The sequence below is a fragment of the Acinetobacter sp. YT-02 genome (assembly GCF_002412355.1).
Lineage (GTDB): Bacteria > Pseudomonadota > Gammaproteobacteria > Pseudomonadales > Moraxellaceae > Acinetobacter > Acinetobacter towneri.
On record NZ_NOZT01000008.1, the window covers coordinates 25,868 to 42,241 of the forward strand.

A 16,374-nucleotide genomic window follows, 5' to 3' on the forward strand; every position below is an offset into this window, starting at 1 on the left:
TCCTTGAGGTAGCAATAATGACGCGTACTGCAAATGAGTTTCTTACTCCGCAAGCGATCAAGGTCGAAGCGGCAAGCGGGACCTCGGCAAAAGTTATTCTAGAACCATTAGAGCGTGGCTTTGGTCACACTCTTGGTAATGCTTTACGTCGCATCCTTCTTTCTTCTTTACCTGGCGCAGCTGTGGTAGAAGTTGAAATTGAAGGTGTCGAGCACGAGTACAGTACTTTGGAAGGCTTGCAGCAGGACATCGTCGAGCTCTTGCTGAACCTGAAAGGATTGTCTATTAAGCTGTTCGATCAAAATGAAGCTTATTTGACATTGGAAAAACAAGGTCCAGGCGATGTAACAGCTGCAGACCTTCGTTTACCGCATAATGTTGAAGTGGTTAACCCTGAACACTTGATTGGCACTTTAAGTGCTACAGGCAATTTAAAAATGCGCCTGAAAGTTGCTCAAGGCCGTGGTTATGAAACATCTGACTCACGTTTCCCAGAAGGCGAAACTCGCCCTGTAGGTCGTTTGCAGTTAGATGCTTCTTATAGCCCAATCAAACGTGTGTCTTACATCGTAGAAAATGCGCGTGTAGAACAACGTACTGACCTTGACAAGTTGGTCATTGATCTTGAAACCAACGGAACTGTAGATCCAGAAGAAGCGATCCGCAAAGCGGCAACAATCTTGCAACAACAAATTGCAATTTTTGTTGATCTTCAGAAAGATCAAGCTCCTGTTGCTCAAGAGCCTCGTGAAGAAGTTGACCCAATCTTGCTTCGTCCAGTAGATGATCTAGAGCTTACTGTTCGTTCTGCTAACTGTTTGAAAGCAGAAAATATTTACTACATTGGTGATCTTGTACAGCGTACTGAAGTTGAGCTACTTAAAACGCCTAACTTGGGTAAAAAATCGCTTACAGAGATCAAAGATGTTCTGGCTTCTAAAGGCTTACAGCTCGGCATGCGTTTAGAGAACTGGCCACCGGCTAGTCTCCGTATGGACGATCGTTTCGCCTATCGTAGCCGTTAATTAAGTAGGACTATCACCATGCGTCATCGTAATAGTGGTGTGAAATTAGGCCGTACAAGCAGCCATCGCAAAGCGATGTTCCAAAACTTGGCTAATTCTTTGTTCGAACACGAGTTAATCAAAACAACTGTTCCTAAAGCAAAAGAATTACGTCGTGTTGCTGAGCCTTTAATCACTTTAGCTAAAAACGATACAGTAGCAAACCGTCGTTTAGCGTTTGCTCGTACTCGTTCAGCAGCAACTGTTGGTAAATTATTTACCGTTCTTGGCCCTCGTTACAAAGAGCGTAACGGTGGTTATCTACGTGTTCTTAAAGCGGGCTTCCGTGCGGGTGATGCTGCACCGATGGCTTACGTTGAGCTTGTAGATCGCGAAGTTAAATAATTTCGCCAAGAATAACGCACGTTGTTCAGAAAAAGACCGGTTTTACCGGTCTTTTTTTATGAAAAAAATATATTGAATCTCAATAAATGATGAAATTGTCCCGAATTGATATAAATTTTAGTAACTTTTGCTAAACTTGACATTGTGTATTGTCAAATTTATGCTTTAATAAAAAACATCATTCAAGCTGGACAATAAAACATGGATAAGCAGGTTGATATATTAATTATTGGGGCAGGGATTTCGGGCATTGGTGTAGCAGCACATTTAAGTCAAAACTGCCCACAGCGTTCTTTTGAAATTATTGAGCGTCGTCAAAGTTTTGGTGGCACTTGGGATTTATTCCAATATCCAGGCATTCGTTCAGATTCGGATATGTCGACTTTTGGTTATAATTTTAAGCCTTGGAAAAAAACCAATGTACTTGCCGATGGCGCATCTATCAAAGACTATCTAGAAGAAGTCATTCAAGAAAAAGCCTTACACTCAAAAATTCATTTTCAGCATCGTGTGTTATCTGCCAATTATGACTCTCAAACACGTAAGTGGACGTTACGTATAGAAAATGCAGTGCAACAGATTGAAACTTGGGTGGCTAATTTTGTTTTAGGTTGCACAGGCTATTACAATTACGATCAAGGTTTTCAGCCAGATTTCCCCAATCAGCAGGCATTTAAAGGTACATTTATCCACCCACAGCATTGGCCTGAAAATTTAGATTATCGTGGTAAAAAGGTCTTAATTATTGGCAGTGGTGCAACCGCCATTACCTTAGTACCTGCTATGTCAAAAGGTGGTGCAGCGCATGTCACCATGCTACAACGCTCGCCGACTTATATTGCTTCAGTGCCTGCAATGGATTTTGTTTATCAGCAAATGCGTAAAGTTTTGCCTGAAGATGTTGCTTACAAAATCACGCGCGCACGTAATATTGGCATGCAACGCGCCATTTATGCTTTAGCACAAAAACAGCCGAAATTACTGCGGACTTTGTTGCTGAAATCTATCCAAATGCAGCTCAAGGGCAAGGTAGATATGAAGCATTTCACGCCACATTATAATCCGTGGGATCAGCGTTTATGTGTTGTGCCTGATGGTGATTTATTTAAGATTTTACGCGAAGGGCATGCCTCGATTGAAACCAATCAAATTGCAAGTTTTACTGAAACAGGTGTGCAATTAAAATCGGGTAAACATTTGGATGCCGATATTATTGTGTCTGCGACAGGTTTGAATATTCAGATTCTAGGCGGTATTCAAGCCACAATTGATGGTGTGCCTTTAGACACCTCGAAGCACATGCTATATCAAGGTGTGATGATCAGCGATGTACCGAATATGGCGATGATTATTGGCTATATTAATGCCTCTTGGACGCTTAAAGTGGATGTGGCTGCGGATTATATTTGTCGTTTGCTCAATTATATGGATCGACAAGGTTATGACGAGGTAATTCCTCAAGGTGACCAAACAGAGTTATTGGAAGATACGGTGATGGGCAGTTTGAGTTCGGGCTATATCGCACGTGCTGCTGATGTGATGCCAAAGCAAGGCAAACATGCGCCATGGCGAGTCACTAACAATTACTTAGAAGATCGCAAAACTTTAAAACAAGCAAGCTTTGAAGATGGTATTTTAAAGTTCAAACAGACTGTGCCTGCACAGCAGCGTAAACCTAAATTAGTGTCTTAAATCGTTGGGTGCAAAAATAATATGGCGCAAGGGATTTAAAATCTCTTGCGCCATTTTTATGTTGAAGTGGTAATTTTATAAAGAACGTGAAATCAGCTCTTTCATAATTTCATTGGTACCTGCATAAATGCGATTGGCTCGATTGTCTAAGTAAGCACGTGCAATTGGATACTCAAGCATATAGCCATAGCCACCATGTAGTTGTAGACATTCATCCACCACTTTGGAATACATCTCAGAGATTTTATATTTTGCAGCTGCAGCAGCTTCGACACTAAGCTGATCTTGAAGTTGTAACTGCATACATTGATCTAAAAAAGCACGACAGAAATCAATTTCGGTGCGTAATTCTGCCAGTTTAAAGCGCGTATTTTGAAAGCTTTGGATACTTTTGCCAAAGGCTTGACGTTGCTGAGTATATTGCAGTGTATGCGCAAAAGCAGCTTCTGCACCTGCTTGGCAAATAATCGCCACAATTAAGCGTTCCCATGCCAGTTCTTTCATCAGCATGATAAAACCCATGCCTTCTGCACCCAATAAATTGCTGCGAGGTACGCGGACATCATCAAAAAATAATTCACAAGTGTCCTGACCTTTCATGCCAATTTTATTCAGTGGTTTGCCTTTGCTAAATCCTGCACGGTCTGCTTCTACCAGTATTAAAGACAGATTAGCTGAACCTTTGTCTGTGTTTGCAGTTTTACACACCACAATCGCCATGTCGCACAAATAGCCGTTGGTAATAAAAATTTTAGCACCATTAATCACGTATTCATCGCCATCCAATACCGCAGAGGTACGCACAGCTTGTAAGTCTGAACCTGTACCGGGTTCGGTCATGGCAATCGCGGTGATGACTTCACCTGTGGCCATGCGGGGTAACCAGTGTTGTTTTTGTTCAGTTGTGCCAAAGTTATTGATGTAATTGGCGACAATATCTGAATGCAGTGAAAAACCAGTGGCACTGTCGCCTGCATAGGCTTGTTCTTCAATCAAAATCATGCTGTACAGGCGGTCTACTCCTGAACCTGAATATTCTTCAGGCATGGTGCTACACAGTAAACCCAAAGTACCTGCTTTACGCCATAGCTCACGGTCTACATGCTGCTGCGTTTCAAATTTTTCAGTATGGGGGATGACTTCCTGCAAATAGAATTTTCGTACCAAATCACGAAAACTGTCGTGTTCAGCACTGAATAAGGTGCGCGGTAACATATTGGCAATGGGGCGAATTGCGGCAGATTGCATGGTTTTATCTTCCTGATGTTGTTATTTTGAATTCACCTTAGAAGAATTTATAGGGGGCAACAAGGTGCAAAAGTTTCAATTGCAAATGAAAGATGATGCTTTTGGTCAATGCTGCATAAAAGTCATCGAAACTTTAAAAGGGGTCGGTTAAACTAGCCTGAGTTTAATTTTAATGGGGAAACCGCATGAGTGATGACATCAGCTTAGAAGAACGCAAAGTGATTTACCGTGCCCGTCGTGGTTTAAAGGAAATTGATGTCTATTTTGACCCGTATGTGAAAAATCATTATTTGACTGCCAGTGCGGAAGAAAAACAAATGTTTGCCGATTTGGTTGAGCAGGAAGACCCAGATTTATTGGATTGGTTTATGGAAGTGTCTGAGCCACCACGTCCTGAGTTGAAAGATTTTATCCGTAAACTAAAGCATTATGTGCATGGCTAAGCAGCAGTTTCAGCTGAAACCTAGTGTCATCGCAATAGTGTTTCAGCTGATGATCGCTCTACTCATCGTTTGGCTTTTACTACAAGTGTTAAAGCCATGGCTTAGCGTTGTATGTATTGTCATTATGGGCTGGACATATTTTAAATTTGTTCGTGCAAACCGAATTGTTGGTTTAGATCAATTAGATGACCGTGAATGGTCAATTTCCTATCTCGCGCCTCGTGTAGTATCACAACAGATTAAAAGCACAGCTCGCCAAATTGAAATTCAGCGTGTGCAACTGCGTCAAGTGATAGATCATCAAATTTATATCGTCATGGAATTTCAGCAAGCCTTTAAACCTCTGGTGATTTGGTGTGATCAGGTTTCCAAGGCGGAATGGAAGGCTCTAAAAGTATTGGCGAAAATGCTCTAATTTACAGACAGCTGTATATTTTTATAATAATAAAAAACTATAAGTATCATAAAGATAAAATTATCATCTATTTTTCGTGTCCTGATCAGTCATTTTATATTGGCATAAAAGATTACACATATCCCTATTTTCAGTTATATTCATTCCAGACAAGTGTAGATCAATACAAATCAGATTCCTGAAATGTGCAGATTTAAATTTAGTCGAAAGATTTTTTAAGATAAGCCCGAATTGGGCATCAGTTAATAAGTAGCATGTGCTGAACCGTCGCAATGCTACTTTTTTTTGCCTAAATTTTGTCGGATGACAGATTTCAGTCAATTTTAGTCACTTTAAAACATGGCAAAGTTATCCATCTGAAGCAGCAAGTAGACGCTTTTATTCAGATATTGCTTCTGCTATGTTTGTTGCAATGGACATAAACACAATTATAGAGGACAGGAAAATGTCGCAAGTCCAAAAAATAGGCCAGGGTGTGGCCGTATTTGCAATCACAAGTTTATTATTATCAGGTTGTTCACAAGTGATCAAAACAGGTGCCAATGTCGCACTTGGATTTACTGAAAAACATATTGTGCCGCCAATTTTAGCGATGGAAGATGCTGAAATGGTGTGTAATTCTGGTAATTCCTTAACCCCTGCCATTATGGCGACTAAAGATATGGGCGCAGACCCAACCCGTGTTGCGGTACTAATGTATTCGGCTGCGGGTATTTGTGCCGAAGAAAAAGCTTTGGATGCTGAATTGCGTTATTTACGTGCAGCAAAAGCAGGGCAAGTGGGCGAAGCGCAAGATGCGCGGATTCAGCAAAAACGTTGGGCGGCTTTGGCGGCACAGCGCCAATACACAGGCTATCAATTGTTTCAGCATCGTTGGGAAAAGAAATATCGGAAACCTTTGGGCGAAGGTTGTCCAAAAATGAACAGTGATATTGATCAAACTGTGTATATGTTGGGGATGTTGAGTGGCTTGCAAGCCATGACCAATGATATTAATTCAGGCGGGGCAGTGCATGTGCCTAAAGATATTGCCGCGATTGTTGAACGTGGTATGACCTGTTTAAACAATGAAAAATTCTGGGGCGCACCAGAGGCTACACGTGCCGTAATTTGGACTTTGCTTCCAGGTGCGGGAGATGGCAAACCTGATCCGTATCAAACCTTAAAGCAGTCGATGCAAATTGGTGAAAATAAAGGCGTGCGTTTATCACACGCTTTATATGCGGTTGCTGCCCAAGCCAGTGGTGAAGATGCCAAAATCCGCGATGCACTCAAAGCCTTTTCTAATGCACGCAGTGACGAAAAACCTGTAAATCCACAATTTAAATTGATTGATGCCATGGCGGGAAGCATGGTACAAGGAATTTCAGACCGTTACTGGACTGAACATACAGGTGTGCGTACGGGTGATCAGCAACGTTTCTGGGATGAGCAAGATGATTCATCTGAATTAGATGATTTATTTAATGAGGATACGGCAGCTCAATTGTAAAAATATCAAGATTGCCCAATTCAATATAGACAAGAAGTTTTAGGATTGGGCAATCCGTTTGCCGAAGCACATAACAAGAATAATTTGGAGGATGCAAGCGCCTATGCAATATTCATCTCAATTTCTCAGTCGAAAAATTGTGTTTATTGCGGCATGTATGTCGGTTTCGGCATGTTTGCAGATTTTTGCAGAGCATTTTATTTATTGGTCTACACATTTATTGGATGAATTCTGGCGTTTATGGACAGGGCATTGGGTGCATGTGGGTTGGATTCATTATTTACTCAATATGATCGCCTTTGCCTGTTTACCTTTTATTTTTCCGCATGCCAAAATAGGGCATTTTGTGGCGCTTTTGCTGCTACTACCGCCTGCCATTAGTCTGAGTTTCTTTTACTTGCTTACCGATGTTGATGCCTATGCAGGGCTTTCTGGGGTATTGCATGGTGCTTATGTGGCGGTGGCGTGTGTGCATTTGCTCTATAAAAAAGAACGTGGTTTTGCCGCATTGGTCTTGCTGCTTATTTTATCTAAATTGATCTGGGAAAATACTTTGGGCAGTTTGGGTACAGCAGAATTAATCGGAAGTCCTGTGTTAGTTGAGGCACATTTATTGGGGGTGATTTGGGGTGTAATTTTTGCATTGGCTTATATTATTTGGGCCTATTGCATTGATCCGCACTAAAATTACATCAAAATTATGGCAAAAAGGACTCACAAGAAATCTCACAATTGACCATTTTTACTTAAAAGAAAATCTATATTGTCATTTTAAAAATAACGACGTTCATTCACATTTAAACTGAATACAAAAATGCTCAATGGAAGATGGATATTCCGTTGAATAAGGACAGACAGAAATTCGAGTGTCTCGGTTTCTGCATAGAATAAAAACAGGAAAATATATGCACAATAACGGACAACGCAGGTCTGGCTTGGCTTTGCTCAGACATATATGGACAGAATGGATTTCTACATTCGTTATTTTGATCTTGTTGCTACTGACACTTATTATTGGTACAGGTGAAATGGTACATGGTCAGTTGTTGCGCATGGGTGAACGCCTATACGGTGACCCTGCAACGGGTATGCAGTATTCATTTTTGCGTGCCGAACCCACTGCACCTGACTGCGAACGCAACCCCGATATCGATGCACAAGTACATGCCCAAATGCAAGCCAATGCTGCTGATGAGTTTGCCGATATTTTTGGTACTGCCTCTGAGTCAGATGTCCGTGCTTCAATTTTGGCAGCCAAACAAATTTGTGAAGAAAAATTTCAATTTCATGATCAGGCGATTCAGCATATTCAAGCCCATCCAAGCTTGAAAATTTATCGAACCATTGAAACCTCTTTTTTTGGTATTTTTAAATTTGGTACTGAAAACCGTGCCATTTTATTGGTATTGATGGTGGTCTTTGCTGCAATTAGTGCCACTTTAAAGACCCATCACATTGGTTTACGTGGCCCTGCGACCAAAATTGACTTCAAGGTGTATTCGACCTTAATGGTGGTGGCGAATGGTTTCTTAACCTCGTCAAGTATCAGTCAATATCGTTCAGTACTCAATTCAGGCGTACCGATGAGTGGTGAAACGCAAATCATTTACTGGATGTGGATGATTCTGTTTGCAACTCTGACTTTAATTAGTTTATTCCAGCTTATTAAGCCACCTGCACCGACCCGTGAAGGCGGTAGTTTAGGTCTTGCTTTCCTGAGTGTGCCTTTGTATGCCTATATGGCAATTAGTACAGGTTTCTCCTTTACCATCCTGATGGATTATCCAATGGGGCAAGGGATTTACTTGGGGCAACTGGTCGAATTCTCCAGTATTTTCCTGAACTTGGCATTGTTTATTTGGGCGGGGATGTTGCTCAAACAAACCCGAATTGTGGATTTGTTCCTGAATATTCTGCGTCCGTGGAATTTGGCACCTGAAACCTTAACCTGGCTGATTCTGATTGCCGCTGCATTACCAACGGCTTATACCGGTGCATCGGGGATTTTTGTCATTGCTGCAGGTGCGATCATTTATAAAGAAGTTTGGAATGCGGGTGGACGACGTCAGTTTGCACTGGCGGCAACAGCTATGTCGGGTTCAATGGGGGTCGTGCTTCGTCCATGCCTATTGATTGTTGTGGTGGCATCGCTGAATAAAGAAGTCACAACGGATATGCTGTATCACTATGGTTTGTATGTGTTCCTACTGACTTCAACCCTGTTTTTAGTGATTTCGTTGTTCTTTGCTGAAAATAAATTCCGCATTGCTGCACCGAACATAGCTGCGCCATTGTCCTTACGTGCTTTTGGCCCTGTACTACCATATATCCTCATTTTTGTGTTGATTTGGTTGTTCTATAAATATGCTTTAGACACCAATATGAATGAATTTACTGCACCTGTAATGATGCCGGTTATTTTATTGATGATGGTGTTGTTTGATAAATTGCGCCATGAACCTGCGCCTATTCCAGCGATGGGGCAGTGGGATCAGACTTTAGATCACAAGCCTGTAGCACAACAGACAGCAGCTTCATCTGAGCGCTCATTATTGACTGCACCTGATTCACCATTGCGTCAGTATGGTTTCTTCAAAGCTCTGCATTTATCGACCAGTGAAACGGTGGGACATATTGGGGCATTGGTAATTTTGATGGCGCTTTCAGTCAGTGTAGGTGGCTATTTAGAACGCATTGAAATTATGGAAGCGTTCCCAACCGACATTAGCAGCATCTTTATTGTGATTAGCCTGATTGTTGCCTTGATGATTTTTGTGGGCATGATTATGGATCCATTCGGTGCGGTGATTCTAATTTCTGCAACGGTTGCGCCTGTAGCTTATCAATATGGGATACATCCTGCGCATTTCTGGATGATTACCCTAATTGGTTTTGAATTAGGCTATGTGACGCCACCTGTAGCGCTGAATCACTTATTGGCAAGGCAGTCGATTGGAGATGAAGAAGTCGCTGCAGCCGATGCAGAAGTTCGTCATAAATCGTTCTATTATCGTTATGAGCGTTGGATTTTGCCTATGATTGTGATGCTTCCTGCGATGTTGATTATTGCCTATGCACCGTATGCGTTCAAGCTATTCGGCTGGTATGAATAAGCACATGGATACTTAATCACTGTCATCTTATTATTTAAAAACACCCTGTGGTTCACTACGGGGTGTTTTTTTAATAGGTTGATATGCAGGGAATACAAAGCAGCATTATGAATGCGGGGAGTGATGATTCAGGTGTTTTTGTAACAGTGGACTGCACAAAATAATGGCAAGCAAAATTAGGGCAAAGCCAATTAAACTAAATAAGTCTGGCGTTTCATGCCAAAAGCTAAAGCCCCAAATCCCTGCAAAAATAATCGCAATGTAATTGACAGGGCCAATTTGCCCAGCAGGGGCAAGACGGTAGGCATTGGACATAAAGATCTGACTGATATTGGCCAGCAATCCTGCACCAATTAAAAAACTCAATTCTTTTAAGTTGTAAGGACGCCATGACCAGAACATCGGTACAACAGAAATGAGTGTCCCAATCATGCAAAAATAAAACACAATGCGTTCAGGCGGTTCGGTTTGAGTCAGGGCGCGTACCGTGACAAAAGCCATCGCTGCTAAAAAACTGGCACTGAGTCCAATTGCGGACATGCTATTAAACATACCTGCATCGGGTTTGGCGACAAATAACACGCCAAATAAACCAATGAACGCAGCCCATAGCATTGGTTTGGTGATTTTTTCTTTAAGGAATAGCCATGCAATTAAGGGAATAAAAATAGGCGATGAATAGGTGAAGACCATCGCATTGGACAGTTTTAGATTGGCAATCGCGTAGAAAAAACCATACATGGCGGTTAATCCGACTACCGAACGCCAAGTGTGCATCCATAACTTTTCAGTTTTAAAAAAGCCCAAGCCTTTATTGAAAATGAGCGGGATAAAAATAAACAAACCAATGAAATTACGGAAAAATACCACTGTGGCATTATCTACCGTTTCTGATGCGTAACGAACGCACACTCCCATGAGTGAAAACAGAAAGGCAGAGCAGGTCAACAGCATAATTGCTTTGAGCAAATTTTGTTGGGCAGAACCAGAAGATGTCATACAAATAAAGCCAGAATAACCTCTGGCTATTCTAGCTTAAATTGGCTACAACACTGACCCTTTATCGTATTTTAAAATGACTGATGTGAAGCAGAGGAGGCTTACTGTGCCAGTTGGGCTTCCAGTATTTTGATTTGTTCTTCTTTCAGTTTAATAAATTCATCGGCATCGTTATGTTGCTGTTTTAATAAGGCACGTTGATCATTCAGCTGATTTTGAATGTCATCTAATTTAGCCACTTCTTCTTTGGCAAGCGCTGCATTCTCAGATATAGGTGCTTTGAGTAAATCTTCTGTGACCAACTGTTTTGGTGCTGCTTCATCTTCTTGCAATGGCGTTGCTTCAGCAGGTACAGCTTTCGCTACAGACGCCGTAGTTGGGGCAGTTTCTATAGGCGCAGTATTGTCGCTATCGCCCATCCATTGAAAGATAAATACGGCAATAATGACAATAATTAACCCACCCGTAATCGCCCATAAAAGCTTAGGGTTATGTCGTTGATCTTCAGTCATGCGTTGTTGAACCTTATTGTTTTACTTTGACTGACGCGGCTTAAACTGGATCACCCCAATTTCATCTGAAACCTCTGGGATTTCAGGTTCATCAATATGTGTTGGACGGTTTTCCGTATAATCACACTCGATACATTCGATCCATTCAGCTTCGTCAGCGGTGAGCATGACAACCCGATCCATCGCCTGACATTTCGGACATTTTGCGCCTGCAATGAAACGACGTTTAATGGTCATCACGACTCCCCTAACTTCATCTAAAGTTCTTAGTTTAAGCGTTTTTGACTATGTTCGTCCAACCTTGATGACGTAATAGTGCGTCTATTCTTGGCTCGCGTCCGCGGAAATTGATAAATGCGTCAAGCGCTGAATCTTTTCCGCCAACTGCTAGAATAAACTGTCTAAACTGCTTGCCAGTTTCGGTGTTAAATAGCCCTTCATTTTCAAAGCGATCAAAGGCATCGCTGGCCAAAACCTCTGCCCATTTGTATGAATAATATCCTGCAGCATAGCCGCCTGCGAAAATATGGCTGAAGCTGTGCTGGAAGCGGTTGTAAGCTGTAGTTGGCGCAACGGCATAGTTTTGACGAATATCATCTAGCATGGCTTGAATCTGTTCCGCATTTAAAGCAGGGTTGCTGCGATGAATACTTAAATCGAACAGGGCAAATTCAATTTGGCGCAGGCTCTGCATTCCCGACTGGAAGAAACGTGCATCTAACAATGCTTTAAGCAGGTGTTCTGGCAGGGTGTCTTGGGTTTCAATATGCGCACTCAGCATATCTAAACTATCTTGATCCCAAGTCCAAAATTCCATGAATTGGCTTGGTAATTCCACCGCATCCCAAGCGACACCATGTGTACCTGCCACAGCAATATTATCTACTTCAGTTAGCATGTGATGTAAGCCATGTCCAAATTCATGGAATAGGGTGATGACTTCATCATGCGTTAAAAGCGCGGGTTGGTCTGCAACAGGTGGGGTAAAGTTACACACCATATAGCAAATTGGTTTTTGTAAACCTTGTGCCAATTGCATGCGTGAACGGAAACCACTCATCCATGCGCCGCCGCGTTTGCCTGTACGGGCATATAGATCAAAGTAAAAACCACCAATCACTTGACCTTGATCTTCAAGTTCAAAATAACGTGCATCAGGATGCCAAACAGGGGCAGCGCGCTCAATAATATCGACATCGTATAAACGCTTGACGATGCTAAATAGACCTTCAACCACTTTCGGTGCAGGGAAATATGGTTTTAACATTTCTTGTGAAAGGTTAAATTGCTGTAATTTTAATTTTTCAGAATAGTAGCCTGTATCCCACGGTTGTAAGGTATCAATCCCATCTTGGGCGGCAATGGCTTTGAGTTCGGCAATTTCTTGTTCTGCAGGTGCTCGCGCATGTTCTGCCAGTTCACGCAGGAATTGATCGACCGCCTCGACACTTGGTGCCATTTTGCTGGCAAGGGATAATTCTGCATAGTTGTTAAAACCGAGCAATTGCGCCATTTCTTGACGTAAACGCAAGATTTCTTCCATGATCGGGGTGTTGTCAAATTCAGACTGGGCTGATTGATCGGACGCGCGAGTAGTGTATGCCTGATACAAGGTTTCGCGCAAAGCACGATCATCGGCATAGGTCATAATGGCTAAATAGGCAGGAATATCCAGTGTTGCCACAGCTTGTTCCAATTCGCGTTGCTGACCATATTGTTTCAGCAATTCAACGCTGCTTGGCGGTAAACCTTTGAGCTGATCTTCGGACAATACTTTGTAATAGGCTTGGGTGGCATCCAACACATGATTGGAAAAGTCTGATGACAGTTGCGATAAACGCGCTGAAATTTCAGCATAGCGTTTTTTAGCTTCACCTTCTAAGGCCACACCTGACAGTTTAAAGTCGCGCAATGCCAGTTGAATTGCGCTTTGTTGTGCAGCAGGCAAATCTTTAAAGGTGTTGGCGTCGTGAATATGTTGATAGCTTTGATACAACACCGTGTGCTGACCCAATTGAGTGTAGTAGTCGCTTAAACTTGGTAACAGCGCTTGATACACTTCGCGGGTTTCAGGATTATTCATGACCGCATTTAAATGTGACAGCACGCCCCATGCTTCGCTCATGTTATTTTCGAGCTGATCAATCTGTTCTAAAACATTTAATTGCGCCGTCGTATTTTCAGGTACTGCAGTCAGATTATTTAAAAAGTTTTGTCCCTGCTGAATAGCATGCTCAATTTTTTGTTTTAAATCTGCCAGGGTAATTTGATCAAACTGTGGAACAGGTAAAGTTGCTTGCTGTAATTTCATTTTTTGAGTGCCATCTAAATTTCTTTCATGATTTATAGATGTAGGGCTTTTGAGGGCTGAAATCAAGGCATAAGGGCAGATTTAGCTAATCAAGGTGATAAATTCAGCACAATACGGCTGTTTGACGCGATCCCCAAAAACAAAAAGAGCCGTAGCTCTTTTTGAAGTTGTTAGAAAGAAGTTGAAAATAGTTGATGCTAGTCCAATTTAGACTTGGCATTGGCTTTTTTCTTTTTCACCTTGGTCTTTTTTTTGGCTTTGTCTTTCGGTTTAGCTTCCGACTTCGCTGAGGTTTTTTTACCGTAAGAGCTCGGTTTGCTTTTTGGCTTTTTCTTCGGCACAGGTTGCTCACCGTTTTCACTTAAAGTCGCCTTGCTTGGACGCTCAGAAAAAACTTCTTCAGTGGCTTCACGGCTGAACGGTTTTGCCACGCGCGGTGCGCGCATACGAATAGCACTACCTGCATGGGTGAGTTGCTGCATGAGCTCAAAATCAATTTTGCGATCTTCTAAATTGACAGCCGCGACTTTAATTTTAACTTCATCGCCCAAGCTAAAGCTTTGACCACGTGCTTGTCCAATTAGACTTTGGCTGGCTTGGTCAAATACAAAGAAGTCATCGCCCAACTGGCTGACATGAATCATGCCATCGACATAAAGGTCTTTGAGAGTAACAAATAAACCAAATTCGGCTACTGCAGAAATTACGCCCACAAATTCTTCACCCAAATGCTGCTGCATATAGTGGCATTTTAGCCATGTGGTGACAGAGCGTGAGGCTTCATCGGCACGACGTTCAGTTGCAGAATAATGTTCGCCTGCATCATCTAAAGCTGCGCCCGAAAGTGGTGATGGTTTTTGTTTTAAATGCGCTTTAATGGCACGATGCAACAATAGGTCAGGGTAGCGACGGATTGGTGAAGTGAAATGCGTGTAGGCATCGTAAGCTAAACCATAGTGACCTGAATTATTGGCGCCATAATAGGCTTGCATCATTGAGCGTAATAACACCGCGTGAATACTTGGTGCATCAATACGATCTTTAGTGGCTTCAATCACCGCTTGATAGTCGGCCTGAGTGGGTTGTTCTGGAAAATGTAGCCCAAGTAATTTGACAAAATCACGGACTTTTTGAATACGTGAAAACTCTGGCGGTTCATGCACACGGTACAGCATCGGCACATCATGTTTGAGTGCATATTCTGCTGCTGCGACGTTGGCGAGTAACATACATTCTTCGATCAGTTTATGCGCATCGTTACGGCTGCGCGGCAAAATTTCTTTAATTCCACCTAACTCATCAAAGGTCATGTAGGTTTCAACGGTTTCAAACTCCATGGCATGACGTTCAGCACGTAAACCTTTCAGCACTTGATACAGTTGGAACAGAGTATTTAATGATTTGCGCACCTCCCGATCTTCTGGAATTGCCGCACTATCACCCTCAAAATATTGTGCCACTTGAGTATAGGTTAAACGTGCTTTGGAATGCATGACCGATGGATAAAATTCAAAACCTGTGACCCGACCTGCGCGTGACAGTTTTAAATCGCAGACCATACACAAACGGTCAACCTGCGGATTCAGCGAACATAAGCCATTCGATAAAGCTTCAGGCAACATCGGCAATACAAAATGCGGGAAATAGACTGAAGTCCCACGTTCCTGAGCTTCATCATCCAACGGTTTGCCTGTACGGACATAATGGCTGACATCGGCAATTGCGACTACGACACGGTAACCACCGCCTGGACGTTTTTCGGCGTATACCGCATCGTCAAAGTCGCGGGCATCTTCACCATCAATAGTCACTAAGGCTAAATCGCGTAAATCAACACGTCCTTCACGGTCTTGGGCTGTCGGTTCTTGAAAGCTTTCGGCTTCTTGAATGACATCTTCAGGAAATTCATACGGCAGACCAAATTCTAAAATGGTTTGCGGAATAATAATTTCAGTTTCGGCTTTGTCTGCCATCGACTGAATAATATGTCCTGTGGCAAATTCTTCGCGGGTTGGATAGTCGTCAATGGCAATGCGCACGGAATCGCCCAATTTAACTTGGGCATGTTCAATTAATTCTTTTTCAAGGGTAATGGGTTGATGGCTATTTGGCTGGGCAGGCTGAATAAAATATTCACCATCGTATTCTGACAATTTACCAATGATTTGTTTGACACGACGCTGGGTGACTTCGGTAATAAAGCCCCATGCCTTGCCTTTACGATCTACCGAAGTCTGGCGGACTTTGACTTGATCGCCATTAAACACCAAACGTAGTTCGCGTTCAGGCAATAAAATATCTTCATGACCTGCAATATTGGCTGTGCCTAAACCTTTACTGTTGATGTAAACCGTGGAGTCATGAGTCGGTTGTTCTGCAGCCAGCTGGAACTTGAATCCATCTTTCATGAGCTGACCATCACGTACCATGGCAATTAAACGATGGCTCAGGGCATCAATACTTTTTTGATCGGCAATCGCAAAATGCTCTACCAAGTCTGCATGTGACTGTGCCGCCTGCAAGGTTTCAATGGTTTCTAAGATTAAGGTACGGCTTGGAATAGGATTTTCGTAGCGTTCGGCTTCAGCTTTCGCTTCAGGATCGACCCAATTTTTCATCATGGAATAAACTTCATGTCAGAAGATAGGTTTAGCATAAGTCATGTACGGAAAGACTGCACGTAAATGATTGCAATAATGTGTTTTCTGTCGTTATTTTACGATGTTTCTAGTTTTTGTGC

General features: G+C 42.4%; 14 protein-coding genes. 8 read left to right on the forward strand and 6 right to left on the reverse strand.

Annotated features, from left to right (window positions below; genetic code table 11):
• Nucleotides 1-17 precede the first annotated feature (17 nt).
• The 3 genes from rpoA (at nucleotide 18) to CF596_RS04535 (ending at nucleotide 3,101) form a co-directional block, all read left to right on the forward strand.
• A complete protein-coding gene (rpoA, locus tag CF596_RS04525; protein WP_096901364.1) occupies nucleotides 18-1,025 on the forward strand; it encodes a DNA-directed RNA polymerase subunit alpha in 1,008 nt (335 codons plus the stop codon).
• An 18-nt stretch (nucleotides 1,026-1,043) separates the two neighbouring features.
• Nucleotides 1,044-1,409, forward strand: a complete 366-nt coding sequence (gene rplQ, locus CF596_RS04530; protein ID WP_004974746.1) for a 50S ribosomal protein L17 — start codon at nucleotides 1,044-1,046, stop codon at nucleotides 1,407-1,409.
• A 201-nt stretch (nucleotides 1,410-1,610) separates the two neighbouring features.
• On the forward strand, nucleotides 1,611-3,101 hold the full coding sequence (locus tag CF596_RS04535; protein ID WP_096901365.1) for an NAD(P)/FAD-dependent oxidoreductase: 1,491 nt from the start codon (nucleotides 1,611-1,613) through the stop codon (nucleotides 3,099-3,101).
• 75 nt (nucleotides 3,102-3,176) lie between these two features.
• On the opposite strand, the gene CF596_RS04540 is transcribed toward CF596_RS04535, so the two are convergent.
• A complete protein-coding gene (locus tag CF596_RS04540) occupies nucleotides 3,177-4,349 on the reverse strand; it encodes an acyl-CoA dehydrogenase family protein (RefSeq protein ID WP_096901366.1) in 1,173 nt (390 codons plus the stop codon).
• A 185-nt stretch (nucleotides 4,350-4,534) separates the two neighbouring features.
• On the opposite strand from CF596_RS04540, the gene CF596_RS04545 reads away from it, so the two are divergent.
• From CF596_RS04545 to CF596_RS04565, 5 genes are all read left to right on the forward strand, one after another.
• Nucleotides 4,535-4,792, forward strand: a complete 258-nt coding sequence (locus tag CF596_RS04545; RefSeq protein WP_004974752.1) for a succinate dehydrogenase assembly factor 2 — start codon at nucleotides 4,535-4,537, stop codon at nucleotides 4,790-4,792.
• On the forward strand, nucleotides 4,785-5,207 hold the full coding sequence (locus CF596_RS04550) for a protein YgfX (RefSeq protein ID WP_096901367.1): 423 nt from the start codon (nucleotides 4,785-4,787) through the stop codon (nucleotides 5,205-5,207). The genes CF596_RS04545 and CF596_RS04550 overlap by 8 nt, the downstream gene beginning before the upstream one ends.
• A gap of 445 nt (nucleotides 5,208-5,652) precedes the next feature.
• Nucleotides 5,653-6,699 carry a hypothetical protein gene (locus tag CF596_RS04555; RefSeq protein WP_004974758.1) on the forward strand — a complete coding sequence of 349 codons (1,047 nt, stop codon included), beginning with the start codon at nucleotides 5,653-5,655 and terminating at the stop codon, nucleotides 6,697-6,699.
• A 103-nt stretch (nucleotides 6,700-6,802) separates the two neighbouring features.
• Nucleotides 6,803-7,384, forward strand: coding sequence for a rhombosortase (gene rrtA, locus CF596_RS04560; protein WP_096901405.1), 582 nt, complete (start codon nucleotides 6,803-6,805; stop codon nucleotides 7,382-7,384).
• 220 nt (nucleotides 7,385-7,604) lie between these two features.
• The gene (locus tag CF596_RS04565) at nucleotides 7,605-9,812 is read left to right on the forward strand and encodes a TRAP transporter large permease subunit (protein WP_096901368.1); all 2,208 of its coding nucleotides are present in this window, start codon (nucleotides 7,605-7,607) and stop codon (nucleotides 9,810-9,812) included.
• Between the two features lie 105 nt (nucleotides 9,813-9,917).
• On the opposite strand, the gene CF596_RS04570 is transcribed toward CF596_RS04565, so the two are convergent.
• The 5 genes from CF596_RS04570 to rnr form a co-directional block, all read right to left on the reverse strand.
• Complete coding sequence (locus tag CF596_RS04570; protein WP_004974770.1) at nucleotides 9,918-10,811, reverse strand: DMT family transporter; 894 nt, start codon at nucleotides 10,809-10,811, stop codon at nucleotides 9,918-9,920.
• Nucleotides 10,812-10,912: 101 nt separating this feature from the next.
• Nucleotides 10,913-11,323 carry a hypothetical protein gene (locus CF596_RS04575; RefSeq protein WP_096901369.1) on the reverse strand — a complete coding sequence of 137 codons (411 nt, stop codon included), beginning with the start codon at nucleotides 11,321-11,323 and terminating at the stop codon, nucleotides 10,913-10,915.
• Nucleotides 11,324-11,344: 21 nt separating this feature from the next.
• Nucleotides 11,345-11,554, reverse strand: a complete 210-nt coding sequence (locus CF596_RS04580) for a YheV family putative zinc ribbon protein (RefSeq protein ID WP_171324836.1) — start codon at nucleotides 11,552-11,554, stop codon at nucleotides 11,345-11,347.
• Between the two features lie 40 nt (nucleotides 11,555-11,594).
• Nucleotides 11,595-13,634, reverse strand: a complete 2,040-nt coding sequence (locus CF596_RS04585; protein ID WP_096901371.1) for a M3 family metallopeptidase — start codon at nucleotides 13,632-13,634, stop codon at nucleotides 11,595-11,597.
• 197 nt (nucleotides 13,635-13,831) lie between these two features.
• On the reverse strand, nucleotides 13,832-16,255 hold the full coding sequence (gene rnr, locus CF596_RS04590) for a ribonuclease R (protein WP_096901372.1): 2,424 nt from the start codon (nucleotides 16,253-16,255) through the stop codon (nucleotides 13,832-13,834).
• Between the last annotated feature and the right edge of the window lie 119 nt (nucleotides 16,256-16,374).